Annotated in this window: 24 protein-coding genes; 8 read left to right on the forward strand and 16 right to left on the reverse strand. The window is 68.3% G+C overall.

Annotated features, from left to right (window positions below; translation table 11 throughout):
- Positions 1-40 precede the first annotated feature (40 nt).
- Positions 41-349, forward strand: coding sequence for an NIPSNAP family protein (locus Q7P21_RS04795; RefSeq protein ID WP_304169887.1), 309 nt, complete (start codon positions 41-43; stop codon positions 347-349).
- Positions 346-672: an antibiotic biosynthesis monooxygenase gene (locus tag Q7P21_RS04800; protein ID WP_304169889.1), complete on the forward strand. Its 327-nt coding sequence runs from the start codon at positions 346-348 to the stop codon at positions 670-672. The genes Q7P21_RS04795 and Q7P21_RS04800 overlap by 4 nt, the downstream gene beginning before the upstream one ends.
- Positions 673-676: 4 nt before the next feature.
- Here Q7P21_RS04800 and Q7P21_RS04805 read toward each other — a convergent pair whose 3' ends face one another.
- The 3 genes from Q7P21_RS04805 to Q7P21_RS04815 are packed head-to-tail and all read right to left on the reverse strand — an operon-like array spanning position 677 to position 3,411.
- Positions 677-1,090 carry a hypothetical protein gene (locus Q7P21_RS04805; RefSeq protein ID WP_304176011.1) on the reverse strand — a complete coding sequence of 138 codons (414 nt, stop codon included), beginning with the start codon at positions 1,088-1,090 and terminating at the stop codon, positions 677-679.
- On the reverse strand, positions 1,087-2,112 hold the full coding sequence (locus Q7P21_RS04810) for a phosphotransferase family protein (RefSeq protein ID WP_304176013.1): 1,026 nt from the start codon (positions 2,110-2,112) through the stop codon (positions 1,087-1,089). The genes Q7P21_RS04805 and Q7P21_RS04810 overlap by 4 nt, the downstream gene beginning before the upstream one ends.
- Before the next feature lie 6 nt (positions 2,113-2,118).
- Positions 2,119-3,411 (reverse strand): cytochrome P450, encoded by a 1,293-nt coding sequence (locus Q7P21_RS04815; RefSeq protein WP_304169895.1) that lies wholly within the window; start codon positions 3,409-3,411, stop codon positions 2,119-2,121.
- 187 nt (positions 3,412-3,598) lie between these two features.
- Between Q7P21_RS04815 and Q7P21_RS04820 the strand changes: the two genes are divergently transcribed.
- On the forward strand, positions 3,599-4,684 hold the full coding sequence (locus Q7P21_RS04820; RefSeq protein WP_304169897.1) for a hypothetical protein: 1,086 nt from the start codon (positions 3,599-3,601) through the stop codon (positions 4,682-4,684).
- Positions 4,685-4,853: 169 nt separating this feature from the next.
- On the opposite strand, the gene Q7P21_RS04825 is transcribed toward Q7P21_RS04820, so the two are convergent.
- Together Q7P21_RS04825 and Q7P21_RS04830 are read right to left on the reverse strand one after the other, a co-directional pair.
- The gene (locus Q7P21_RS04825) at positions 4,854-5,339 is read right to left on the reverse strand and encodes a group 1 truncated hemoglobin (protein WP_304169899.1); all 486 of its coding nucleotides are present in this window, start codon (positions 5,337-5,339) and stop codon (positions 4,854-4,856) included.
- Between the two features lie 10 nt (positions 5,340-5,349).
- Positions 5,350-6,228, reverse strand: coding sequence for a DUF3034 family protein (locus Q7P21_RS04830; protein WP_304169901.1), 879 nt, complete (start codon positions 6,226-6,228; stop codon positions 5,350-5,352).
- A 256-nt stretch (positions 6,229-6,484) separates the two neighbouring features.
- Here Q7P21_RS04830 and Q7P21_RS04835 point away from each other — a divergent pair, with 256 nt between their 5' ends.
- Positions 6,485-7,117: a methylamine utilization protein gene (locus tag Q7P21_RS04835; protein WP_304169903.1), complete on the forward strand. Its 633-nt coding sequence runs from the start codon at positions 6,485-6,487 to the stop codon at positions 7,115-7,117.
- 3 nt (positions 7,118-7,120) lie between these two features.
- Here Q7P21_RS04835 and Q7P21_RS04840 read toward each other — a convergent pair whose 3' ends face one another.
- From Q7P21_RS04840 to Q7P21_RS04850, 3 genes are read right to left on the reverse strand one after another with little or no spacing between them, the layout of a single operon-like run.
- Positions 7,121-8,353, reverse strand: coding sequence for a hypothetical protein (locus Q7P21_RS04840; protein WP_304169906.1), 1,233 nt, complete (start codon positions 8,351-8,353; stop codon positions 7,121-7,123).
- A gap of 14 nt (positions 8,354-8,367) precedes the next feature.
- Positions 8,368-10,716 (reverse strand): EAL domain-containing protein, encoded by a 2,349-nt coding sequence (locus Q7P21_RS04845; protein ID WP_304169908.1) that lies wholly within the window; start codon positions 10,714-10,716, stop codon positions 8,368-8,370.
- 2 nt (positions 10,717-10,718) lie between these two features.
- Positions 10,719-11,348 carry a methylamine utilization protein gene (locus Q7P21_RS04850; protein WP_304169909.1) on the reverse strand — a complete coding sequence of 210 codons (630 nt, stop codon included), beginning with the start codon at positions 11,346-11,348 and terminating at the stop codon, positions 10,719-10,721.
- Positions 11,349-11,585: 237 nt separating this feature from the next.
- Between Q7P21_RS04850 and Q7P21_RS04855 the strand changes: the two genes are divergently transcribed.
- A complete protein-coding gene (locus Q7P21_RS04855) occupies positions 11,586-12,500 on the forward strand; it encodes a MoxR family ATPase (protein WP_304169911.1) in 915 nt (304 codons plus the stop codon).
- Between the two features lie 5 nt (positions 12,501-12,505).
- Positions 12,506-13,864 (forward strand): VWA domain-containing protein, encoded by a 1,359-nt coding sequence (locus tag Q7P21_RS04860; protein ID WP_304176015.1) that lies wholly within the window; start codon positions 12,506-12,508, stop codon positions 13,862-13,864.
- A gap of 10 nt (positions 13,865-13,874) precedes the next feature.
- Here the strand turns inward: Q7P21_RS04860 and Q7P21_RS04865 are convergent, their stop codons facing one another.
- Positions 13,875-15,761 (reverse strand): methyl-accepting chemotaxis protein, encoded by a 1,887-nt coding sequence (locus Q7P21_RS04865; protein ID WP_304176017.1) that lies wholly within the window; start codon positions 15,759-15,761, stop codon positions 13,875-13,877.
- Between the two features lie 112 nt (positions 15,762-15,873).
- On the reverse strand, positions 15,874-16,284 hold the full coding sequence (locus tag Q7P21_RS04870; protein WP_304166852.1) for a hypothetical protein: 411 nt from the start codon (positions 16,282-16,284) through the stop codon (positions 15,874-15,876).
- Between the two features lie 344 nt (positions 16,285-16,628).
- Between Q7P21_RS04870 and Q7P21_RS04875 the strand changes: the two genes are divergently transcribed.
- Positions 16,629-17,690, forward strand: coding sequence for a carbohydrate porin (locus tag Q7P21_RS04875; RefSeq protein ID WP_304166851.1), 1,062 nt, complete (start codon positions 16,629-16,631; stop codon positions 17,688-17,690).
- A gap of 28 nt (positions 17,691-17,718) precedes the next feature.
- Here Q7P21_RS04875 and Q7P21_RS04880 read toward each other — a convergent pair whose 3' ends face one another.
- The 5 genes from Q7P21_RS04880 to Q7P21_RS04900 form a co-directional block, all read right to left on the reverse strand.
- Positions 17,719-19,035 (reverse strand): CitMHS family transporter, encoded by a 1,317-nt coding sequence (locus Q7P21_RS04880; RefSeq protein ID WP_304176019.1) that lies wholly within the window; start codon positions 19,033-19,035, stop codon positions 17,719-17,721.
- 89 nt (positions 19,036-19,124) lie between these two features.
- Positions 19,125-19,817, reverse strand: coding sequence for a TPM domain-containing protein (locus Q7P21_RS04885; RefSeq protein ID WP_304166845.1), 693 nt, complete (start codon positions 19,815-19,817; stop codon positions 19,125-19,127).
- A 1-nt stretch (position 19,818) separates the two neighbouring features.
- On the reverse strand, positions 19,819-20,592 hold the full coding sequence (locus tag Q7P21_RS04890; RefSeq protein ID WP_304166842.1) for a YgcG family protein: 774 nt from the start codon (positions 20,590-20,592) through the stop codon (positions 19,819-19,821).
- Positions 20,589-21,215, reverse strand: coding sequence for a LemA family protein (locus tag Q7P21_RS04895; protein WP_304166860.1), 627 nt, complete (start codon positions 21,213-21,215; stop codon positions 20,589-20,591). Before Q7P21_RS04895 ends, Q7P21_RS04890 begins: the two co-directional genes overlap by 4 nt.
- 131 nt (positions 21,216-21,346) lie before the next feature.
- On the reverse strand, positions 21,347-23,008 hold the full coding sequence (locus Q7P21_RS04900; protein ID WP_304166839.1) for a M28 family peptidase: 1,662 nt from the start codon (positions 23,006-23,008) through the stop codon (positions 21,347-21,349).
- A gap of 159 nt (positions 23,009-23,167) precedes the next feature.
- Here Q7P21_RS04900 and fabF point away from each other — a divergent pair, with 159 nt between their 5' ends.
- Positions 23,168-24,436, forward strand: a complete 1,269-nt coding sequence (gene fabF, locus Q7P21_RS04905) for a beta-ketoacyl-ACP synthase II (RefSeq protein ID WP_304176021.1) — start codon at positions 23,168-23,170, stop codon at positions 24,434-24,436.
- On the opposite strand, the gene Q7P21_RS04910 is transcribed toward fabF, so the two are convergent.
- A complete protein-coding gene (locus tag Q7P21_RS04910) occupies positions 24,433-25,032 on the reverse strand; it encodes a 2-hydroxychromene-2-carboxylate isomerase (RefSeq protein WP_304176023.1) in 600 nt (199 codons plus the stop codon). The genes fabF and Q7P21_RS04910 overlap by 4 nt on opposite strands.
- Positions 25,033-25,034: the final 2 nt, after the last annotated feature.

Consider the following 25,034-nt stretch of genomic DNA (forward strand, 5'->3'; position numbering starts at 1 on the left):
TAGGACAGGGTTCGAACCCACCGCCTGAGGCGCCCTGGCCATGACCGTCACCTGTTGCATCCGCTACCAGATCGACCCCTTCCAGCGCGACGCCTTCGAGGCCTATGCCCGCAACTGGCTCAGCATCATTCCGGCCTGCGGCGGCGACCTCCTGGGCTATTGGCTGCCGCATGAGGGGACCAATGACGTGGCCCTGGCCCTGATCAATTTCGAAAGCCTGGCGGCCTATGAAGCCTATCGCGCCCGCCTGAAGTCCGATCCGGCCGGCGCCGCCAACTTCGCCCTGGCCCAGGAGAAGCGGTTCATCCTCAGCGAACGGCGGACCTTCCTGACCCCGGTGACGGCGTGATCGCGGTAATCTTCGAGGTCGAGCCCGCGGAGGGCCGACGCGGCGCCTATCTCGACCTGGCCGCCGCCCTGCGGCCCCAGCTCGAGGCGATCGACGGCTTTGTCTCCATCGAGCGCTTCGAGAGCCTCACCACACCGGGCAAGCTGCTCTCCCTATCCTTTTTCCGCGACGAGGCGGCGGTCGTCGCCTGGCGCGAGGTCGAGGCGCACCGCACCGCCCAGGACGCAGGGCGTTCGGGCGTGTTCACCGGCTATCGCCTGCGGGTGGCGGCGGTCATGCGTGACTATGGGCTGGAGGATCGCGCGCAGGCGCCGCGCCCCTAGGCCATCAGACCACGGACGACGCCGTCTTCCGTCGCTCGGTGGAGGCGCGAAGCTCCGCCCAGATGGCTTCATTGAGGGCGGCGGCGTCCGGCCGCGCCTCCACGATGATCTGCAGCGCGATCAGCGCCGCGCGCAGCCGTGCGTTCTCCGCGCCGAGCGCCGACAAACGCAGGTCGTCCTCGACCGGCGGGGTGGGCGGGGTTGTGAAGGCCTGGCCCCGGACCAGCAGGGCGTGGACCGCGCGGTTCTCCTGCACCAGGTGATGCGCCGCCCCGTCCCAGGCCTCGGCTGCGAGACCCAGCAGCAGGGCGGTCAGGCCCAGCGCCCCGGCCCGGTCGGCGGGGTGGACGGACGGGTCGGCGTTACGCATCAGGAGCTGGGCCATTTCGCCCAGCACGGCGGGAACCTCGGGCTTCATAGGCGTCCCATCACTTTCAGGATCGCGCGATCCTGGGCGTTCTGCAGCATCCAGGGCGGCGCCACCATGATCGGCTCGGTGTTGCCGCCATCGATGAAGGCCCGCGCCGACGAAATCCAGATGGCCTGGCCCTTCACGCAGTTGAACAGGGTCCACCAGTGCAGGGCTGCAGGGTCGGCCGCGAGACCGCTGGCCTGGCGCCAGAGGGCGGCGGCCCGGTCATGGGGCAGCAGGCCCCCGGCTTCCGGGCGACCAAACGACCAGACCGGATTGAAGCTCCAGCCCAGGTCCTCCAGCGGATCGCCCAGATGGGCCATCTCCCAGTCCAGCACGCCGTGGATGACGCCATGCTCATCGAACAGGAAATTGCCGGTGCGGTAGTCGCCATGCACCACGCTCAGCTTCTGGGCCGGCGGCGGCGGATTGGCCCGCAGCCAGCGGATCGCCGCCCGGGTGATCGGCAGGGGCTCGGCCTCATCTTCGTCGAGCACCCCTTCCCAGTAGCTGAGCTCCTTATCCCAGCAGGCGTCCAGCGCCACGGGCGTCATGATCCCGGTCAGGCCGAGCGCGGCCGGATCGGCCTTGGCGATCTCGCCCAGGATCGTCCACTTGTGGGCGCCCAGCTTGTCCAGCGTCCCCAGATAGGGCTCGGTCCAGAGCAGGGCCGGGGCGGCCTGGAAGCCGGCGATCTCCTCGGCGATGAAGAACGGATGGTCGAGGGCCTCGGAGCCCTCCTCCAGCCACAGCATCTCCGGCACCGGCACCGCCGAGCCGCGAAAGGCGCGATAGGCCTCGAACTCGATCCGCCGTTCGGTGTCAATGAGGCTGGCCGGTGGGTCGCGGCGCAGGATCATCTTGCGTTCACGCCGCTGGCCACCCTCGGTCCAGCCCAGGGTGAAGCGATAGGTCTCCCGGCTGGCGCCGCCGGAAATGCGGGTCAGGCCGGTGGCCGAGACCTCCCCGGCCTCGACCATGCGCCCGGCCACATAGGCGGCGATCCGGGATTCCAGCGGCGCAGTCACGGGGGCTCAGACCATCTCGAAGCGGATCGGCAGGGTCTTGGGGCCGTTGACGAACACCGCGTGGCTCATGGCGGGCACGCCGGCCAGTTCCACGCTCTTCAGCCGCGGCAGCAGCTCTTCCCACAGTATGCGCATCTCCATCTTGGCCAGGTGCTGGCCCAGGCAAAGGTGCGCGCCATAGCCGAAGGCCAGGTGCTTGTTGGGCGAGCGGTCGACATGGAACTGGTCGGCCTCATCGAACACCTCGGCGTCGCGGTTGCCGGAGGCGTAGCAGAGCATCAGCCAGTCGCCCTTGGAGAGCTTGCGGCCGCCCATCTCGGTGTCTCGCGCGACCGTCCGCATGAAGGTCTTCACCGGGGTGGTCCAGCGGATCGATTCGTCCACCAGGCCCGGGATCAGCGACGGATCGGCCTTCAGCTTGGCCAGCTCGCCCGGGTTCTCGGCCAGGGCCCACAGGGCGCCGCCGGTGGAGGACGAGGTGGTGTCATGGCCGGCGGTGGCGACGATGATGTAGTAGCTCATCGCCTCCAGCTCGGAGATCGGCTGACCGTCGATCTGGGAATTGGCGATCACGGTCGCCAGGTCGTCGCGCGGGTTCTCGCGGCGGTCGGCCGAGAGCTTGTTGAAGTACATGAAGAAGTCGGTGATCACGCCCATGTCGAGCTTCTGACCGCCGCCCTCGGCGCCTGGCGTCTCCTCGTCGGCCTTGCGGCCCAGTTCCGGATCGGCGGCGCCGAACAGTTCCTGGGTCAGCATCAGCATGCGCTGTTCGTCCTCCTCCGGGACGCCCAGGATCTCCATCACCACATGCAGCGGATAGTGCAGGGCCACCTCGCGGACGAAGTCGCACTGGCCGCCGGTGGCGGCCATCTTGTCGACGGCGGCCCGCGCGATCTTGCGAATCCGCTCCTCCAGCCCGCGCAGATTCTGCGGCATGAACCAGGCCTGGGTCAGGGCGCGGTACTTGTGGTGATCGGGCGCGTCCATGTGGATCAGGGTGCGCAGCAGGTGCGGGCTGCCTCCCATCATTTCGCGGATACGGGCGTCGGCCTCCTGGCTGACCAGGGTGGGCGAGCGGTCGCCGTTCAGGAACAGGTCGTTCTGGCGGCTGATCTCCAGGATGTCGGCGTGGCGGGTCACCACCCAGAACGGATCGACGCCCGGGATATCGGCGCGGCCGAAGGGATTGTTGGCGCGCAGCCAGTCATAGGTCTGGTGGATGCGATGGTCCGCATAGGCGGCGGGGTCGACCAGATTGGCCGCCACGGCGTCGGGAATTCGAATGTCGCTGTTGTTCATCGCGTCCTCCAGGCCGACCGACACCTTTGGAAAGACTGACGTAACGTCAGGCCTTTCCTTCCCTGGCGTCAGCAGAGCCACGCCTCCCATTTGTTGTTATCTCAGTTCACCTGGATACCGCCGACCGGCCAACGGTCGCAAGACTGACGCAGGGCCAACCTAGGCTCGCACGATAGGGAGAAGGCTCATGCTGACCAAGGCCGACGATTTTCCGATCCACCAGACGCCGGAGCCGATCGCCTATTCCGGCACCGACCGGAACTTCTACGATCGCTATTTCTTCAATGGCTACAATCTCGACGGCACGGAGTTCTTCGCCGCCGCCTTCGGGGTCTATCCGCACCTGAACATCGCCGACGCCCATTTCTCGGTGATCCGCGACGGGGTCGAGCACTGCCTGCACGCCTCGAAATTCCTCAACATGGAGCGGATGGACATCGTCTGCGGCCCGATCAGCATCGAGGTGATCGAGCCCCTGCAGAAGCTGAAGCTGACCGTTGAGCCCTCCAACGGCTTCGCCGCCGAGATCGTGTTCGAAGGCCGCACCTTCCCGATCGAGGAGCCGCGGTTCATGTACCGCATCGGTCCGCGCGCCTTCATGGACTACACCCGCCTGACCCAGAACGTCCGCTGCACGGGCTGGATCGAGATCGACGGCGTGCGCCGTGAGCTTCAGGCCGGCGCGGTCGGCACCCGCGACCGCTCCTGGGGCGTGCGTCCGGTCGGGGCGGCCGACGCCCAGCCGCCGGTCCCGCCGGTGATGCCGAGCTTCTTCTGGCAGTGGACTCCGCTGAACTTCGCCGACAAAAGCGTGTTCTTCCACGTCAACGCCAATCCGGACGGTGCGGCCTGGAACACCCGCGCGGTGATCCTGCCCGACGGATCCGGCCCCGAAGGCGGCTATCACACCCCCGGCGCCTCGATCGACAATGTCAGCATGATCCCCGGCACCCGCCACGCGGCGACCGGCGAGCTGGTGATCCCGCTGCAGCAGGGGCAGGCTAAGGTGAAGTTCGAGCCCTTCCTGACCTTCCTGATGCGCGGCATCGGCTACGGGCACCCGACCTGGCGCCACGGAGGCTTCAAGGGCGAACTGGTCGTGGAGCGCGAGGACATCGACCTCGCCTCGGTCAACATGGCCAGCCCCGAGAACCTGCACATCCAGGCGCTCAGCCACGTCACCCTGACCGTCCCGGGCGAAGAGCCCCAGCGCGGCATGGGTGTGTTCGAGCAGCTGATCCTGGGTCCCTATCGGCCCTATGGTCTGAGCTAGGCCTAAGCCTCCAGGTATTGGGAAAGGCCCGCGTTGAGCATTTTCCGAAAAGTGTGACGCACTTTTAGGACTCAAAAAATGCTCTGACTTTTGAATTAGAGCCCTTTTGGATCCCATCCGGTTGAATCAACCGGATGGGAAAGGGCTCTAGGCGCGGGCCTTTTCTGTGTCAGCGCGTGACGACGTCGCCCTTCATGGGGGCCAGCTTGGCCAGCAGCTGGTTCTGGGCGCGAAAGGCGACGCCCTCCTTGTCCATGGCCTTTTGCAGGTTCTCCACCAGGGCGTTGAACTCGGCGGTGTTGATGCCCTGGTCCTTGTGGACCGTCTTCATGTCGCGGCCCGTATAGTTGACCCCGGCGCCGAGCAGATAGTCGAACTGCTCCTTCAGGGTCCGGCGCAGGCGCTCCAGGTCCGTGGCGTGGAAGATTTCCGCGGTGCGCGGGTCGGCGACGCTGAGGTCGACCATGCCGTCGACCACGCGGGCCACCCCCGCCTGGCCGTGGAAGGCGGCCAGCATCTGCTCGCCGGTGAAGGGCTGCGCATCCGCATTGGTGTTGGAGACCGTATAGGGATCGACCGGCTTTTCCGCAGCCAGGGCGGACGCCGACCAGGCCAGGCCGGCTGCGGCGATGAGGGTCGGGATGAGACGCGTCATGACCATGATCCTAGAACCCCGCCTGGAGCGAGAGGTAGAGGCCGCGCTGGCCCTTGAAGGTCGCCACCGTGCCGAGATCGGCATAGGCGGCGGTGATCGACAGGTGCTTGTTGACCGCATAGGCGGCGAAGACGTCCATCCAGTCGTCCTCCTTCAGGCCCGCCAGATTGTCCGGCTTGGTGCGGTACTCGGCCCCGACCAGCAGGCGCTTGGTGACCAGGAGCCCCGCCGAGCCTTCGAACTGGAGGGAATAGTTGTCCTTCTTCCCGCCGCCGAAGCCCAGCAAACCGGTCTGGTTGGCCTTGGTGGCGCGCACCGTGCCGTCGAGCACCAGGCTCTGGTTCAGCAGCACCTTGGTGGCGGCGACATAGTAGTCGACGCCGCTATCGTCCTTGCCGCCGATCGCCTTGATGATGGCGCCGCGGTCATTGTGCTTGAACTGCACGCCGACGGCGACCTGGGGCGCCCAGCTGTTCTGGGCGTAGATGGCGTCGCCGGCCACCCGCAGCTTCGCGCCGACGATATCCTGGTGGAAGGTGAAGCCGGAGCCGAGGCCGAGCTTGGCGCCCGTCGCCCCGGTGTCAAAGGCCTGGCGCGTGTAGGAGACCTCGATCCGGTCCCGGAAGCCCAGCGAGGCGCCATAGGCGCGGAAGTCGTAGTCGGGCAGGTTGACCATCGTGCCGTGGACGTTGGCGCCCACGCCATCGACCGTTTCATAGCCGGTGATGGTGGCCCAGGAGGCGATGCCGCCGCCGCCGGCGCCCTCGACATTGGTCACCCCGCCGGTCAGGAGCAATTTGCCGCCATTGACCATCTCGCCGGCCCGCGCGGCGCTCGCGGCGCCCAGCAGGCCCAAGGCGAGCCCAGCGGCTCGCATAAGTCGTTTCATCCGTTGTCCCCCTACTCCGCGCGTCCCATGGGCGTGGCGGTCAACCCGGCGTCCTCCGAGTTGTTCACGGGATGTTATCGATGGATATGTTGACCAATCGTGCACCTGTGAGTGGCGCCGCGTCTCGTCTGGCCTCGATGTTCTGTAACAAGCTTAGCCATTGCCGATCATTCCAAAGGTTTGATCTGTAGAAATTCGACATCCGGTTGTGCAACCGAAGCATCAACCGAACCCTCGCCTGTCACCTGGAGAGCCCATGCGCGTTCTGATCCCGACCCTCCTGGCGAGCCTGGCCCTCGTCACGACCGCCCAGGCCGCCGACCTGACCGTGGTGGTGCGCACCCCCGCGGGCGAACCGGTCAAGGACGCAGTGGTCACCCTGGCCCCGCCCGGCGCGGCCAGCGCCCAGCCGATCAAGTTCAGCTGGCCCTATGCGGTGGCCCAGCAGAACATCGCCTTCAACCCCTTCGTGCTGATCGTGCCGGTGGGCTCGGACGTGAATTTTCCGAACAAGGACAATGTCCGCCACCACGTCTACTCCTTCTCGCCGGTGAAGAAGTTCGAGCTGAAGCTCTATGGTCGCGACGAGAGCCGCAGCGTCCATTTCGACAAGGCGGGGATCGTGCCCCTGGGCTGCAACATCCACGACCAGATGATCGCCTATCTGGTGGTGGTCGATACGCCCTTCGCCGCCAAGACCGGGGCCGACGGCGTCGCGGTGATCAAGGGCCTGCCGCCGGGCGCGGCCCCGATGACGGTCTGGCAGCCCTATCTCAAGGCCGTTCGCAATCAGATGACGCGGACCGTCAATGTCCCGGCGGCTGGCGGTCGCGAACAGGTCACCGCCGACCTGCGGCCCGCGCCTTCGATGGCGGGCATGAACCACTGAGCCTCAGAAGCTGAGGCGCAGGGCTGACTGCACAACCGTCTGGTCCTGGTGCGGCGCGACCCTGCCATAGGCGCGCGAGGGCCGGTCGCTGGTCACGTGGAGCGCCTCGGTCACCAGGGCGGCGTGGGGCGACAGCCTGTGTCTCCAGGCGAGCGCCGCCGCCCAGCCGGTCTCGTCATTGTTGTCGATCGCCTGCAGGGTCCGGTCATTGACCTCGAACGCGTCGAGACGGGCGCTGACCATGTCCTCGCCGACCCGCTTCTGCAGCAGCAGATAGGCGGAGCGGAAGCCGACATCGACCCAGATCTCGCCTTTGCGCTTGAAGCCCATCAGGGTCTCGCCGTTCAGGGCCTGGGCCTGCAGCCGAACCGTCTCGCTCACATCCCAACGGGCGCCGAGATTGAGGAACCTCGTCTCCCAGGCCCACTGGTGGTCCTGGACCGCCGTCCGGTTGCCGCCATTGTCATAGAAGGTGGCGTTCAGCACCACCGGCGCCGGCGGCCGCCATTCCAGGCGTCCATAATATCCGGGGCGACCATCCAGCTCGAGCACCGGATAGGTGTCTTCGTCCTGGCGCGGGGTCATGAAGGCCGAGAGCGGCGGCAGGGCGAATTCCGTGTGGGCGCCGGTCCGGACGCCATGCAGGGCCCAGCCGCGAAAGGTCAGCAGGGTGCCGGCGGTGTCATTCCAGCCGAACACGCCGCCGGTGGCGGTGACCTCGTGGGCGCCGAGCGACCGGGTCAGGCTGGCCTCGACGCCGGTGACCTTCACCTCCTCGCCGATCCAGCTGTTGATCGCCGAGGCGCTGAGCATGTCCGGATCGCTCCAGGCCACCCCCTCGTGCTCCATGGAGACCGGCGGATAGAACAGGCCGAAGCGGCCCTGGACGCGGCCCAGCCGACTGGGCGGGGCCTTGAGCTTCAGATAGGCCTCGTTCCAGTCCAGCCGGGGCGTCAGCTGCGGCTGATAGTCGGCGCTGACCACCGCGCTGACGGCGAAGCCGAGGTGGGGTTTCCATTCCAGGGCCAGGTCCTGCAGCGACAGCCCATTGTCCGTCCGCCCGGTCTTGCCGAAGCCGCCGGCCAGAAAGCCGCGCTCGCCATCTCCCGACGTCAGACGGATATCGGCCAGACCATGCAGGGTGTCGGGACCGAAGAGGTCCGTCTGGGCCCTGGCCCCACTGGCCGTCAGCAGCAGCGCCAACAGCAGGCCTATACGCGGAACCGGAACGCCCATTGGCCCCTCCCGGGTCAACCGTGTCTCAATCGCTCGGCGGGATCGACCCGCAGGAAGTCCACCAGATCGTTCAGCGACTGGGGCTTGGCGATCAGATAGCCCTGGATGGAATCGCACCCCATGGCCGCCAGCAGCTGGAAGGTGTTGGCGGTCTCGACCCCCTCGGCCGTAACCTTCAGGCCCAGGCTGTGGGCCAGGTCGATGGTCGAGCGCACGATCAGGGCGTCGCGCTGGCTCTCGGTCACGTCGGTGATCAGCGACTTGTCGATCTTCAGCTCGTGGCCGCGGATCTGCTTGAGATAGGCCAGGGACGACAGGCCCGAACCGAAGTCGTCGATCGAGATGCTGACCCCGGCCTCGCGGAACCGGTCGAGGATCTGCAGGGCCAGGTCGGGGTTCTCGATGACCGCCGTCTCGGTGATCTCGAAAGTCAGCTTGCCTGTCGCCTGGGGCACGGTGCGCGCCACCAGGTCGGCGAAATCGTTGTCACCGAGCAGCCGGCCGGAGATGTTGATGGCGATGTCCAGCGCGTGGCCGGCCTTGGCGAGCGTCGCCTGGTCCTGGACCGCCTGGCGCAGCACCCAGTCGGTCAGGACGCGGATATGGCCGGTCTCCTCGGCCATGGGAATGAACAGGTCGGGGCGCAGCATGCCGCGCGTCGGGTGACGCCAGCGCACCAGCCCCTCGGCCGCATGCACGCCGCGCCGGCGCAGGTCGTATTTCGGCTGGTGATAGAGCTCGATATGGCCCGAGCGGATCGCCGACAGCATGCCGCTCATCAGGGCCAGGTTGGAAGATGGATCGCCATAGGCCGCGGCGTCGAAGAAGGCGGTCTTGCGCTTGGCGGCGCGGGTCTGGTCCAGGGCGATGGTGGCCCGCTCGATGGCCGCAGCCGCCGCAGCCTCGGCCTCGACCGCCGCCAGACCGACGCTGAGATTGACGTCGATGGCGTCGCCGCCGACATGCAGGGGCTGTTCCAGGTCCGACAGCAGATAGTCGACCATGGCCTCGGCGGCTGAGGCGTCCGGTGCGCTGAACACCAGACCTACGACGGCGGTCGACAGACGCGCCACGGCGCCCTCTTCCCTCAGGCCCGCCAGCCGTTCGCCGACCTCGCGGACCACCTGGGCGGCGAGCGCATAGCCGATGGCGCCGCGCACATGGGCGAAACGCTCGATGCCCAGCACCGCCACGAACAGCGGCCCCTCGCCCCGACGCTCATCAATGGCGCGTTCCAGCGACAGGCGGTTGGGCAGGCCGGTCTCGGCGTCATGCAAGGCCAGGTGGGTGATCCGCCGCTCGCGCTCGCGGATCTCGGTGGCCATCAGGTTGAAGCTCTCGGCCAGACGACCGATCTCGTCCTGGCTGTCGATCATCACATGGCCGTCCTCGCCGCGCTGCAGGCGGCGCGCGGCCTCGTCGAGGCTGGAGATCGGACGGGTGACGCCGCGCGCCAGGCTCCAGCTGCCCAGCACCACCAGCACCAGACCCAGGAGGCCGGTCAGGCCGATGGTGGCCAGCAGCGGCCGATAGGGGGCGAAGGCCCGCGACACCGGATAGGTCAGCAAAAGGGCCGCCCCGTCCTTGGCCATCAAGGTCGGCAGGGGCTTGGCCAGGGCGATGGCCGCGCCCTGCGGCGTATCGAGCGTGGCCGGCGCGACGTTGCGGGCAGTGAGCGCCCCGCCGATGAAGCGATCCAGACCCGCCTGCTGCCTGGCCGCCAGGGGCGCGCCCGCAACCCAGTGCCCCCCGGACCGATGCACGACGGCGGCGTCGAGCGGGATGGCCGACAGCCGCTCCAGACCCTTCAGCTCGGCGTCGTCCAGACGGGCGGCGAACACCACCCAGCCGATCAGATCCGGCGATAGGATCGGGGTGGCGACCATCTGATACGGCGCGCCATCGAGGATGAAGATCCCCTGGGGCGCTTCGGATTCGTAGAGCGCCGACAACAGGGCGTCGGCATGGGGGGTGATCTTGTCGCTGTCGGCGGCGGTGACTGCGCCGTCGGTCCCGATGATGAAGGCGCGGTCGATCCGAAACCGGCTGCGCAGGTTTTCCATGGCCGAGACGATGGTCGCCGAATCGCGGGTGGCGACCGCCTCGCGGAAGCCGAAATCCCGCGACAGCAGGGCCGCGCCCTGGCGCAGCTGGTCCGAGCGCAGCGACCAGACCCGGTCGAACACCGTGCCGGACGCGACGAGTTCGCCGCGCACCTGGCGCTGGGCGGCGCCGGAAATGGCGCTGAACACCGCCACCGAGATCAACAGCAGGGTCAGGCCGAACAGGCCCGCATAGAGCACGGTCAGCTTGGTCCGCAGATGGCGGATCATGGCCAGGCGATTGAGGGCGGCGCGCAGCATGGTCAATAGCCGCCGTGCTTCATGGGCGTTGCGCGCAGGTCCGCCACCAGGCCGAGGGCCACGACACCGGTCGCCGGAAGGGTCGCCTGCCGCACCACCTCGTTGCGGCCGGCCTTCAGATAGGGATGCCAGATCCGGACCGTCACCGGGCCGGCCGGCAAGCCGGTGACCACGGCCTGTCCCAGGGCGTCGGTCTTGGCCGCATAGGGGGTGTCGACCACCCGGATGAAGGCGGTCATGTCGTCGTGGATATTGCAGCCGACCGAGATGATCCCCGGCTTGTCGAAGCGGACGCGGCGGGTCTCGTCACGGCCATAGAGCTTCAGCTCGAAGGTCTTGGCCGGCGAGAACGAATAGACGTGGTGCAGGATCGGATCGAGGTTCGGAAAGGCCACCTCGGCGCCCACGGGGATCAACAGCACGAAGGGCGTGAACTGCATGTCCTTCTGGGCCATCCGGTAGGGTCCCGGGAATCGGATCGGACCAGGGGGCGGGCCGCCTGGCGTTTCGACCACGATGACGGCGTCCGTCACCGGCGCGCCGGACGGAGTCTTGAGGCTGACCGCCAGGTCACCCGCCCAGGCCGGGCCGGTGACCAGCAGCGCCGCCAGAACGGATAGCAGCAGGCGCATAGGCGGCGAGCCTACCCAATGTGGTGTGAAATTGAGGTAAACCAGCGTTAGGGGTGCGCGAGGGCTCGCCCGTGACGATGCTCGCACTTGCTAAGCACCGGGCGCCTTGGGCATGTTCGGGGCATTGACCTCCCCGCGGCGTTCATTTCACGCCTCTCATTTCGAAAGCCGACGACTTTGACGATTTTGACTCCGGCCGCGCGCATCGCCGCGACGGCGACGCCTCAAGCCGCCAGCATGACTTCCGTCGACGCCCTGATCGAGGGCCTGTCGAGCGTGGGCTATATCGCCTCGCGGCGGATCGCGACGGCGCTCTATATGGCGGTCAATCTGCAGAAGCCGATCCTGGTCGAGGGCTCGGCCGGCGTCGGCAAGACGGAGCTCGCGCTCTCCACCGCCGCCCTGCTCGGCCTGCCGCTGATCCGCATGCAGTGCTACGAGGGCCTCGACGAGTCCAAGGCCCTGTACGAGTGGAAGTACGGCAAGCAGCTGCTCTACACCCAGATCCTCAAGGACCGCATGGGCGTGGCGCTCGCCGACGCGCCGGACATGGACGCGGCCATGGAGCGGCTGCACGGCATGGGCGACCTGTTCTTCTCCGAGCCCTTCCTGGAGCCCCGGCCGCTGATGAAGGCGCTGCGGGAAGACGACGGCTGCGTCCTGCTGATCGACGAGATCGACAAGTCCGACGAGGCCTTCGAGGCCTTCCTGCTGGAGGTGCTGTCGGCCTATCAGGTCTCGATTCCCGAGCTCGGGGTCATGAAGGCCAAGACCCCGCCGATCGTGTTCCTGACCTCGAACAATGTCCGCGACCTGGGCGACGCCCTCAAGCGCCGCTGCCTGCACCTGCACATCCCCCTGCCCGACGCGGCGTTGGAGAAGCGGATCGTCGCCAGCCGCGTGCCCGGCATCGAGGAGAAGCTGACCCAGGAGCTGGTCAGCTTCGTCCAGTCCCTGCGCACCATGGACCTGCGCAAGTCGCCCTCGATCTCCGAGACCGTCGACTGGGCCCGGGCGCTGATCCTGCTCAACGCCGAGAGCCTCGAGACCGAGGTGGTCAAGGACAGCCTCAATGTCCTCTTGAAGTTCGAGCAGGACATCGTCGCGGTGGAGCCGCAGATCGCCGAGCTGATCCGCCGCCCCCTGGCCTGACGCCGATGCAGACCGCGCTCGAGGACTTCTTCCGCGCGCTTCGCGCCGCCGATGTCCGTATTTCGCCGGCCGAGGCGATCGACGCCCACCGCACCGTGGCCCTGGTGGGCTTCGAGGACCGGGTGCTGTTCAAGGACGCGCTCTGCGCCACCCTGGCCAAGAGCGCCGAGGAGGTCGATCGCTTCGACCGGATCTTCGAGACCTTCTTCACCCGCGACAGCTTCCAGGCCGCGCCGCCCTCCGCCGAGGACGGCGAAGGGCTTGAGGATTTGCCGCCCGAAGCCGAGCAGTCGGAGCTCGCCCGCATGCTGATGGACGGCGACGCCTCCGCGCTCGCCCAGGCCATGGAGGAGGCGGCCGACCGCGCCCAGGTCTCGCAGATTCGGCTCTCCACCCAGCGCAGCCGCCTGACCCGCAAACTGCTGGAGGAGATGGGCCTTTCGGAGATCGAGCGGATCATCGCCGCCGCCCGCAAGTCCGAGGACGCCCGCACCGAGGCCGCCGGCCTGCGCCTGGAGGCCGCCCGCAAGGCCCTGTCCCAGGAGGCCAGCCGCTATGTGGAGCGCCAGCACGAACTCTACGCCGCCGAGAGCGGCAAGAACCTCCGCGAGGATCTGCTGGCCCGCAAGGCCCTGAACTCGGAGGGCGGCATTGACCCGGTCGACCAGGCCATGATGCAGGCCCTGGTCAAGCGCATGGCCAAGCGCCTGGCCGACCGCTATTCGCGCCGCCGCCACGTGGCCTGGACCGGTCACCTCGACGTCCGCCGCACCCTGCGCAAGTCCATGGGCTATGGCGGCATGCCGTTCGACATCGTCTTCAAGACCAAGAAGATCGCAAAGCCGTCGATCGTGGCGATCTGCGATGTGTCCAAGTCGGTGGCCGCCGCCGCCCAGTTCCTGCTGACCTTCCTCTATTCGCTGAACGAGGTGGTCGACCGCATGGAGGCCTTCGCCTTCTCCGGCCGGATGATCAGCGTCAACGCCGTGCTCGACGAGCACCGGATCGAGACCGCCATTCTGGAGGTGCTGAAGCAGATCGGCTTTCAGCAGACCGACTATGGCAAGTCACTCGAGGACTTCTGCGAGCAGCACCTGGACCAGATCGACCGCCACACCACGGTGATCATCCTGGGCGACGCGCGGTCGAACTACGCCGACCCGCGCCTGGATCTGTTGGCCACCATCCAGAAGCGCAGCCGCGCGGTGATCTGGCTGAACCCGGAGCCCGAAAGCTACTGGGGCCAGGGCGACAGCGTCATGCACCGCTATGAGCGGTTCTGCCATGTGGCCAAGCAGTGCAACACCCTGGCCCAGCTGGAGCGGATCATCGAGGACGTGCTGCGGACCTATATCCCGCACTGATCCTGAAGGATCAGGCGGCCCTACGGCGGGCCGCCTGCTCACGTCCGGGAAGCCGGAAGGCCGAGACCAGCTGGTCGAGCACCTGGGCCTGGCCTTTCAGTGAATGGGCCGCGGCGGTGGTCTCTTCCACCATGGCGGCGTTCTGCTGGGTGACCTGGTCCATCTGGTTGACCGCCGTATTGACCTCCGACAGGCCGAGCGACTGCTCCTTGGCGGTGGCCGAGATCTCCTGGACCAGGACGGAGATGCCGCCCACCCGCTCCAGGATCCGGGTCAGGGCGCCGCCGGCCTGACCGACCAGCTGGACGCCCTCGCTGACCCGTTGGCTGGATTCGCCGATCAGGGTCTTGATCTCCTTGGCCGCGCCGGCCGAGCGCTGGGCCAGGGCCCGGACCTCAGCGGCGACCACCGCGAAGCCACGGCCGGCCTCACCCGCCCGGGCCGCCTCGACCCCGGCGTTCAGGGCCAGCAGATTGGTCTGGAACGCGATCTCGTCGATCACGCCGATGATCTGGCCGATCTTGCTGGAGGAGGCCTCGATCTCGCCGACCTTGGTCACGGCCGCGCTGACCGCCTGTTCGGTGGTGCGGGCTTCCTCATGGGTCTCGGCGACCCGCGCCTGAGCCTCGATGGCGCTGGCGGCGGTCTTTTTCACCGTAGCGGTGATCTCGTCCAGGGCTGCGGCGGTCTCTTCCAGGCTGGCGGCCTGGTGCTCCGTGCGACGCGACAGGTCATCGGCCGCGGCGGCGATCTCGTCGGCGCCCACACCGACGCTGCCGGCCGATTCGCGGATCTGGGTGATGGTCGAGGCCAGGCGCTCGGAGGCCGCATTGAAGTCCGCCTTCAGGGCGGCGTACTCGGCCGCCAGGTCAGCGTCGATCCGCGCGGTCAGGTCGCCGTCCGACAGGTGCGACAGGGCGGAGGCCACGGTGGCGACCACCTCGGCGCGCTGGGCGTCGGCCTGACGGCGTTCGGCGTCGTGGCGGGCCTTGGCCGTCTCCGCCTGACTGCGGTCGTCCTCCTGCTGCAGCCGGGCGGCCTTGCGCTCCAGGGCGGCCTCGCGGAACACTCCCACGGACTTGACCATGTGGCCCAGCTCGTCGTTCGAGGCCTTCAACGGGATGGGGCGCTCATAGTCGCCCTCGGCCAGGAAGCCCATATAGTTGGCCAGGTCGCCCAGGGGGCGCAGCACCCGGCGGCGCAGGCGCGCGATCAGCATCATGCCCCAGACGCCCGCGCCCAGGGCGATGATCCCATAGACCACCACCGCCATGTTCTGCTGCTTGGCCAGGCCGCTCTCGTGGCGCTCGTTCTCGATGACCATCTGGTCCTGGACCGTCTTCAGGGACTTGGCCGCCCGCTCGACCTCTCCGGCCAGATCGCTGCTGGCTGCGTCGAACCTGGGCATGGTGGCGTTGCCGATCTCGGCGCCGCCATTGACATAGTCGTGGGCCATGCCTTGGCCGATGCTGTAATAGTTGGGGAACTTGTCCTTCACCGCCGCCAGCGCGCCGGCCAGTTCCTCGGCCTTCAGCTCGTGGGCCAGGGCCTGGGCGCGGTCGACGTCGCGGCCAAAGGCCTGGGCGTTGGCCTCAGCCTCGCTCCAGCCGTCGTCCATGCCATTGAGACCCCGGGTGGCGGAGACGTCGGTCAGGAACTGCTGGACCTGAACGATCTCGAGCTGGATCTGCTTTTGCAGCACCGCCAGCTCCAGCATCTTGGAATTCACGCTGTCGTCGCGCGCGTTCTCGACCGCGCGCTCATGGTTGGCGAACTGGCCATAGGCCGCGCTCAGGGCCGCCTGGCCCGCCGCGACCATCACCAGACCCAGGGTCGCGCCAATGATGAAGCGCTCGATCGCCTTGGGGCGCGCGCCTTCGGTCTTGGGGTGCGACATGGCTGGCAGTCTCCGCGATACAGTCGAGGAGAGAGGCCCGCTTGTGCTTAATGAAATCCGAACATCGTTCGCTCAGGGCGCATCGGTCGCGGCTTCAACGCCGCCAAGGCGCCTAATTTGGGCGCCGCACGCAGGAAGGGGCGCCACCGGTTGCACTGGTCAGGCAGACCTGCACGCTATCGGCGGGGGCCACGACCCAGGCGGTCTGCACATGGTAATAGGCGCAGCGGGCGCCACGGTCGCGCAGCGCCGGGGCGACACGGGCAGGTTCCACGGCCAGGGTCTGGCCGTCGGGGCCGACATGCTCCACCGACAGCTCGCCAAGCTTGACCGAGGGGACCGGGCCCAGGCGGCAAATGGCGCCCTCGACCCGGGCGCCTGCGGCATTTTGCGCCACCGCGGGGGCGAACAGGGTCAGACCCTGGGGCGCGGAGACGGCGCCAGCCCGGGACGGCAGGGCCGAGGCCTGGGACGCGACGGCGGTCACCAGGGTGATCAGGCTAAGTGCGGCAAGGGTTTTCATGGTCTTGGCCCAGTTTGATCCAATACCCGAAGACGGGAGCAAGCGCCGGGCCAACCGCCCCGCAGGTGCTCAGCATAGCCCGATCTGAGTATAGAGGAAGGGCTCTCAGGTTAAGACCCGATTCACGTCCCCCACACCCGATTTTAAGTTTCCTCGTCCAAGGTGCCTCAACAACAAAAGACCAGAACATCTGGTGGGGCATAAATATAATGAGCTGGCAAAATCCAGCGCGTTCGCGAAGACTTCGCGGCGCTCGAATTCTTGCGTCCGCCTGCATCGCGACAGTGATGGCAGGCGGACTTTCTCAAGCTCACGCGGAAGACGCGCCAGCGTCTGCCCTGGTCTTGGCGCTCGACTACAAGCTCGATCTTGTCGACGTCGCCCACGGCGGGGCTCAGACCGGCGCGCGCCATCTTGATGCGCTCACCCTGTCGGCTGATCTCGATCTGGACCGCGCCATCGGCTGGCGGGGCGCCAACGCGCATCTCGACCTGCTGAACACCAGCGGCGAGGCGCCCAATGATCTGGCCGCCACCCTGCAGGGCGTCGACAATATCGAGGTCGGCTCGCGCCGGCCGCGTCTCTATCAGGCCTGGCTCGAGCAGAGCTTCGCCGGCGATCGCGCCGCCCTGCGACTGGGCCTCTATGACGTCAGCGGCGAGTTCGGCGTGGCCGATTCCGCCGGCCTGCTGCTCGGCCCGGCATTCGGGATGAATCCCGAGCTGGCGGGCTCCGGCCCTTCCGGCGCGGCGGCCTATCCGTCGACGGCGCTGGGCGCCCGCCTGGTCTGGCGACCGACCAAGACGAGCTACCTGCAGGCCGCCGTGGTCAACGCCCATGTCGGCGTCCCCGGCGAGCCCGGCGGCGTCGACACCGGCTTCGAGGACGGCGAACTGCTGATCGCCGAGGCCGGCTGGACCGGCCACGGCAAGCTCGCCCTGGGCGCCTGGACCTATACGCAGCGCATGGACGACCAGCGCGCGGTTGACGCCTCTGGCGCCCCCCTGCGTCGCCGGCCGTACGGCGCCTTCCTGGTGGTGGAGCAGCCGGTGACGGCGACCACCACCGCCTTCCTCAAGGGCGGACTGTCCGAGGGCGACACCCAGCCGCTGAAGGCGACCTGGCAGGCGGGCCTTCAGGTCCAGCCGCTGTTCGCCTCACGCCCCGACTCGACCCTCGCCGTCGGCCTCAGCCAGGTGCGCCTGGCCAAGGGCTATCGCGCCAACGCCTTCGACGCCGGCCAGGCCCTCGATCAGGCCGAGACCCTGGTCGAACTGACCTATTCCGACCAGCTGTCGCCCAAGGTGCGGCTGCAGCCCGACCTGCAATATATCCACCGCCCCAGCGCCGACCGCGCCCTCAAGGACGCGGTGGTCGCCAATATCCGGCTTGAGGTCGCCTTCTAGTCAGAGATCCGGCTAGCCAGAGATCGGGCTAGCCAGAGATCGGGACCACCCCGGTCGCGATCGCGGCGGCCAGCAGCACCAGGCTGAGCGCGATCCCCCAGGGCAGGGTGAACCTCTGGTGCTGGGCCAGTTCCACGCGCACCAGCCCGACCAGCAGATAGGTCGACGGCACCAGGGGCGAGAGCAGGTGGACCGCCTGACTGGTCAGGGCGGCCCGCGCCATCTCCATGGGCGCGACGCCGTATTTGGCCGCAGCCTCCGACAGCACCGGCAGCACCCCGAAGAAGAAGGCGTCGTTGGAGACGAAGAAGGTGAAGGGCATCGACAGCACCGCCGTCACCGGGGCCAGGTGCGGGCCCAGGCTCACGGGGATCGCCGTCACCACGGCGTCGGCCAGGGCCTCGGTCATGCCCGTGCCCTTGAGAATGCCCGTGAAGACGCCGGCCGCGAAGATCAGGGCGATGACCGGCAGGATATTGGGCGCGTGGGCCGCGATCCGCGCCTTCTGGGCCTCGACCGACGGATAGTTGATCGTCAGAGCCAGGGCGGTTGCGATGATGAACAGCGCCGGCAGCGGCAATGACCCCATCACCAGGGCCGCCAGCAGGGCGAGCGTCAGGGCGAGGTTGACGAAGATCAGCTTCGGCCGCTCGGTGAGGTCATTGCCGCGCACCAGGTCCAGGGCCAGATCGGCGTCGCCGGGGACATGCAGCTGTCCGTCCCCCGACAGCCGCACCAGCCGCGCCCGTTCGCCCCGCCCCATCATGACCGCGACCGCGATGATGAAGACCGCGCCGGCGGCCATGGCCGGCAGCATGGAGGTGAAGATGGCGCCGGCGTCCAGGTGCAGCGCGCTGGCCGCCCGCGCCGTCGGACCACCCCAGGGGGTGATGTTGGTCACCCCGCAGGCCAGCATCAGCAGGCAGGCCAGGACGAGGGGATTGAGGCCGATCCGCCGATAGAGCGGCAGCATGGCCGTGCAGCAGATCAGATAGGTGGTCGAGCCGTCCCCATCCAGCGACACCAGCAGGGCCAGGATCGCCGTGCCGACCGTGATCCGCACCGGATCGCCATGCGCCGCCCGCACCACCAGCCGCACCAGGGGATCGAACAGGCCGGCGTCGGTCATCAGGCCGAAATAGAGGATGGCGAAGGCCAACATCACCCCGGTGGGGGCCAGGGTCTTCACCCCGTCCAGCATCATCGGCCCAAGATCGCTCCCGTGCCCGGCCAGCAGCCCGAACACCACCGGCGTCAGGGTCAGCGCCACCAGGGCGGAGACCCGCCCGCTCATGATCAGGGTCATGAAGGTCGCCACCATGGCGAAGGCGAGCAGTGCGAGCATGGATGTCCCCCGAGAGGCGGGGACTTTGGCCTGCTGAGATCGGGAGGTGCAAGCCCTCGCCCCGCCGGCGGGGAGAGGGAGGAGCGGCGTCAGGGCAGAACGACGATGCCGTCGGGCAGTTCGTTGGGATTGTCGGTCTCGTCGGCCGGGAAGTGCTCGGCCAGGATCTCGCCGCAGTGGGCGATGGCCTTCTCGAAACCCTCGGCCGGCTTGCCGGCCTTCACGCCGGCCACCAGCAGGGCCATGGCGCCGTCCCAGGCCTTGGCGTCGACCTTGGCCGAGATGCCTTCGTCGGCGATCAGCTCGGCCATGCGCTCCTTTGTGGAGACGTAGATCAACACGCCGGTGCGCTCGCGGGTGGAGGTCATGTTCTTGGCCAGGAACTGCTCCCGGGCGCGGCGCCGCACCCGTTCGCGCTTCAGGCTGCGCGGAGTGAACAACCTGCGCAGCGGCGGGATCGACAGCAGAATAGCCACGGCCACGAACATCGCGCCCTGCAGCAGTATGGCCCCGCCCAAGGCCGCGCGGGCGGCCGATTCCGCCGCCGCCCCGATCTGGGAGGCCGTCCAGCCGTCGGCGAACAGGTCGGGCACGGTCACATGCACGCCGGCCAGCAGCAGCACCGCCGGCGCCGCCAGGGCCGCGATCGCCGCCCAGGCCACCGGCACCTCGCGATAGTCGGAGGATTCCCCGGCCACCACGCAATAGATCTCGCCCCGGGTCTTGAGCTCGGCGGCGGTCACCGCCGCCTCGACCCGGGCCCGGTCCTGATCGGTCAGCATCTCACCATCCTCCAGAGGAGCCGCCGCCCCCGAACGAGCCCCCGCCCCCGCCGAAACCCCCGCCACCGCCGCCCCAACCGCCGCGATCACGACCGCCGCCCAGGAACATCAGCGGCAGCCACCACAGGCCGCCACCCCCGCCGCGCCGTCCGCGCAGCAGGGCGCTCACCACCCAGATGATGATGAACAGGATCACGAAACCAGGGATGTGGGTCCCCTGGGTGCGGATGCGGGCCTGCTGCGGCGGCGCCTGGGCGATCGCCTTGGCCTGGTCTTCCGGCAGGCCCAGCTGGGCGATGATCGCTTCGGCGCCGTCGACGACGCCCTGTTCCATATGGCCGGCCCGGAACTGGGGCAGGATCTTTTCCTGGATGATCACGCTGGACAGCGCGTCGGTCAGCACCGGCTCCAGGCCGTAGCCGACCTCGACCCGGACCTTCCGCTCGGCCGGCGCGACCAGCAGGATCACCCCGTCGTTCTGCGCCTTGGAGCCGATGCCCCAGGTCCGCCCGAGCTGATAGCCATAGTCCTCGATCTCATAGCCCTGCAGGCTGGGGATCGTGGCGACCACCAGCTGGTGGCCGGTCTGGGTCTCAAGCTGGGCCAGCTCGCCGGTCAGCTTTTCGTTCGCCGCCGGCGACAGCAGGTGGGCCTCATCGACCACCCGGCCGGTCAGGGCCGGGAATTTCGGGGCGGCGAAGGCCGAACCCGCGAGGGCCAGGAAGCCCAGGACCGCGAGGACAAGCGGTCCCCGCGATCCCCTGAGGCCGATCATTGGGCCTTCGGCACAGGCATGGAGGCCGCCGCGGCGCCGGCCGCCGGCGCGAAGCTGACGCTGGGCGCGGTCTGGGCCGACGCCGACGCCGTGAACATCTCCATGGGCTTGGAGTCCTTGTGGAACCCGGCCCAGAACGAATTGGGGAAGGTCTTGAACTCCAGATTATAGTCGCGGACCGCCTCGTTATAGTCGCGGCGCGAGATGGCGATGCGGTTCTCGGTTCCCTCCAGCTGCGACTGCAGGGCCATGAAGTTCTCGTTCGACTTCAGGTCCGGATAGCGCTCCTGGATCATCATCAACCGGCCGAGCACGCCCGACAGCTTGTCCTGAGCCTGGGCGTATTGCTGGAACTTGGCCGGGTCGCTGAGGGTGGAGGCGTCGACCTTGACCTGGGTCGCCGAGGCGCGGGCCTCGGTCACCTCGACCAGCACGCTCTTCTCCTGGGCCGCATAGCCCTTCACCGTCTCCACCAGGTTGGGGATCAGGTCGGACCGGCGCTGATACTGGTTCTGCACCTCGGCCCACTGGGCCTTGGCGCGCTCTTCCTTGGTGGGAATGTTGTTGATGCCGCAGCCGGCGATCAGGAGCGGGGCCAGCACGATAAGGGCCGCGCGCGCCATACGATTGCGAAGGGTCGACAAGATGAGAGCTCCTCGAGAGCAAAAGCCAAGATCAGACCTTGGCCGCGATTATTTGGCCCCGGCATTGATCCGGCGCAACGGGGGACGGATGAAGCATCCGTAACCCGGACCTATTTCCTCAATCCCGCCGTCTCGTCGCGAACCGGCTTGAACTCCGAGCCCGCCTTCCACTGCGGCCAGGTCCGGCTGGTGGCGATGGCCTTGCCCATCACATAGAGCAGGTCGACGTCCTGGGCCGCGCCGGTCAGGTCCCAGTCGGACCGCCAGGCGTCGCAGGCCTTGTGGTAGCAGTTGGCGGTGAAGGCGTTGACCCAGGCCTCGCCCGCCGCGCGGCCGCCCTTCACCAAATCCGGCCCGCCGCCCAACCCCATCAGGATCAGCACCGGCACCCCGTGCTTGGCCAGGGGGAAGTGGTCGGCGCGATAGAACAGGCCGCGCTCCGGGTGGGCGTCGGGGGTGACGGTGCGGTCCTGACCCGCCGCCGCCTTGGCCAGCATTTCGTCCAGCTGGTTCTGGCCATAGCCGATCAGCACCACGTCGTGGGACGGCCCTGCCGTCTGCAGGGTGTCCATGGTGAAATTGGCCGCCATCTTCGGCAGGGAGACGGTCGGGTGCAGGCCATAGAGCTCCGAGCCCAGGAGGCCGCGCTCCTCCGCCGTCCAGGCCGCATAGACCGTGGTCCGGTCGGTGGGACCCAGCGCCTTGAAGGCCCGGGCCAATTCCAGCACGCCGGCGATTCCCGTACCGTCGTCAGCAGCGCCTCGGCGGATCCTGTCGCCGTGCGCGTCCGGCGCGCCGATTCCGAAGGCGTCCCAGTGGGCGGAGAACATCACGCTCTCCTCCGGATGGGTCTTGCCGGGCAGCTTGCCGATGATGTTGTGGCTCATCACCTGGTCGTGGGTCAGGCCGAAGTCGGCGGAGAAGGTCACGCCGTCCAGGGGCGCCGGCCTGAACGCCGCCGAGCGCGCCTGGACCTTGAGCGCATCGAGGTCGAGCCCCGCCTTGGCCAACAGGGCCGCGCCGGCGTCGCGGGTGATCCAGGCCTGCAGCTGCACCTTCTCCTGGGCCGGATCGGCGCGGACGATGTCGAACCCCTCGCCGCCAGGGGCCGTCACGGTCGACCAGCCATAGCCCGCGCCGGGTGTCTCATGGATGATGAGGGCCGCCACGGCGCCGCGCCGGGCGGCCTCCTCGAACTTGTAGATCCAGCGGCCGTAATAGGTCATGGCCTGGCCGCCGAACTTGCCGGCGACCGGCTCGCCAGCCTGGGCCTCGAAGTCCGGGTCATTGATCAGCATGACCGCGACCTTGCCCTTCAGGTCGACGCCCTTGAAATCATCCCATCCCCGCTCCGGCGCGGTGACCCCATAGCCCACGAACACCAGGGGCGCGTCCTTGATCGCCACCTTGTCCTGGGGCTGCAGGCTGATGGCGTAGAGGTCCTGGACCTGGGCCAGGGCCGTGGTCTCGCCCTTGACCGCATAGCTGAACCGCGCCCCGGACTGGATCTGGGTGTGCAGCAGCGGCACGTCCTGGACGAAGCTCCCCTTGTCCCCGGCCGGCTGCAGCCCCGCCGCCTTGAACTGGGCCAGCAGGTAGTCGACCGTCCTGGTCTCCCCCGCCGAGCCTGGCGACCGCCCCTCGAAGGCGTCCGAGGCCAAGGTCTTGATCACCGCGTCCATCCGCGCCGGATCGGCGATCTTGGTCTGGGCGATCGCCGGCAAGGCCGCCGCCTGGGCGAAGAGCGCAAGGGCGAGAGGAAGAAAACGCATGGGCCGGACTCCGCGACTTCGACAGGCGCGCGACCCTAGGCCGGAGCCCTTGGCGAGGAAAGCCCGGCGCAGGAACCTATAGGCGCGACCCCGGCGAACCCTATATGCAACCCCGTGGGCGATGCTTCCGCCCAAGGATCACGCCTGGAGTTGAGCCTCATGCGCCGCATCGTCGTCACCGGTCTGGGCGTGGTTTCACCGCTCGGCTGCGGAACCGAAACCGCCTGGGCCCGCCTGATCGCCGGGCAATCCGGCCTCGTCGCCCTGCCCCCGGAAATGGCTCCGGATGTCCCTGCCCAGGTCGCCGGCCGGGTGCCGGATCTGGCTGCTGACCCTGAAGGCGGTTTCGACCTCGACGCGGCGGTCTCGGGCAAGGACCAGAAGAAGATGGACCGGTTCATCCAGTTCGCCCTGGCCGCCTCTGACGAAGCCATCGCCCAGTCCGGCTGGGCGCCGGACACCGAGGACGCCAAGGGCCGCACCGCCACCGTCATCGCCACCGGCATCGGCGGCTTTCCGGCCATAGCCGAGGCGGTGCGGATCACCGATTCGCGCGGCGTGCGGCGGCTGTCACCCTTCACCGTGCCGTCGTTCCTGGCCAATCTGTCGGCCGGCTGGGTGTCGATCCGCCATGGCTTCAAGGACCCGCTGGGCGCGCCGGTCACCGCCTGCGCTGCGGGCGTCCAGGCGATCGGCGACGCCGCCCGGATCATCCGCGCCGGCGAGGCCGACATCGCCATCTGTGGCGGGGCGGAATCCACCATCGACCGGGTCAGCCTGGGCGCCTTCGCCGCCGCCCGCGCCCTGTCGTCAGACTTCAACGCCACGCCCACCAAGGCCTCACGGCCCTTCGACACCGCCCGCGACGGCTTCGTCATGGGCGAGGGCGCCGGCATATTGGTGATCGAGACCCTGGAACACGCCCTGGCCCGGGGCGCGACCCCCATCGCCGAGCTGGTCGGCTACGGCACCAGCGCCGACGCCTATCACCTGACCGCCGGGCCGGAGGACGGCGACGGCGCGGCGCGGGCCATGCGCATTGCGCTCGCCCAGGCCGGCATCGCCCCGTCGGAGGTCGGCCACCTCAACGCCCACGCCACCTCGACCCCGGTCGGTGACCTCGGCGAGCTGGCGGCGATCCGTTCGGTGTTCGGGACCGGCTCCGGCCCCGCCATCTCTTCCACCAAGTCGGCCACCGGCCACCTGCTGGGCGCCGCTGGCGGTCTTGAGGCCGTGTTCTCGGTCCTGGCCCTGCGCGACCAGATCGTCCCGCCGACACTGAACCTGGAAAACCCCGACCCCGCCGCTGAGGGTCTGGATCTGGTGGCGCTCACCGCCCGCAAGGCGGAGCTCACCTATGTGCTCTCCAACGGCTTCGGCTTCGGCGGGGTGAACGCCTGCGTGCTGTTCAAGCGGTGGGTCGGCTAAGCCAGCTCTTCCTCGACCTGACCCAGCCGGTCCTTGCCGAAGAACATCTCGTCGCCGACGAAGAAGCTCGGGATGCCGAAGGCCCCGCGCGCCGCGGCGGCCTCGGTATTGGCCATCAGCTCGGCCTTGACCTCAGCGTCCTGGGTCGCCGCCAGGATCGCCTGGGCGTCGAGACCGGCGGCGGTCAGGACGGCGGCGACCACGGCCGGATCGTCCATCTTCTGGCCGTCCTCCCACATCGCCTTCAGCACCGCCGCGCGATAGGGCTCGGCCACCCCCTGCCGGCCGGCGGCGACCAGGCCGCGCATGATCAAGAGCGTATTCACCGGGAAGTGCGGATTGAAGCGATAGGCGGTCAGACCGTGCTTCTTGACGAACCGCTCGGTCTCCCTGGCCTCATAGGCCAGCTTGCCCTTCACCGGCCCGAAGGCGACCATCGGCGGCTGGTTGTCAGTCAGCTTGAACAGCCCGCCCAGCAGCACGGGGATGTAGTTCACGGTCGCGCCCGTGCGGGCCGCGATCCCCGGCAGCACCTTGTCGCTGAGATAGGCGTTCGGGCTGCCGAAATCGAAGATGAAGTCGATGGTCTTGGTCATGG

It is taken from the genome of Phenylobacterium aquaticum (assembly GCF_947378715.1).
Lineage (GTDB): Bacteria > Pseudomonadota > Alphaproteobacteria > Caulobacterales > Caulobacteraceae > Phenylobacterium > Phenylobacterium aquaticum_A.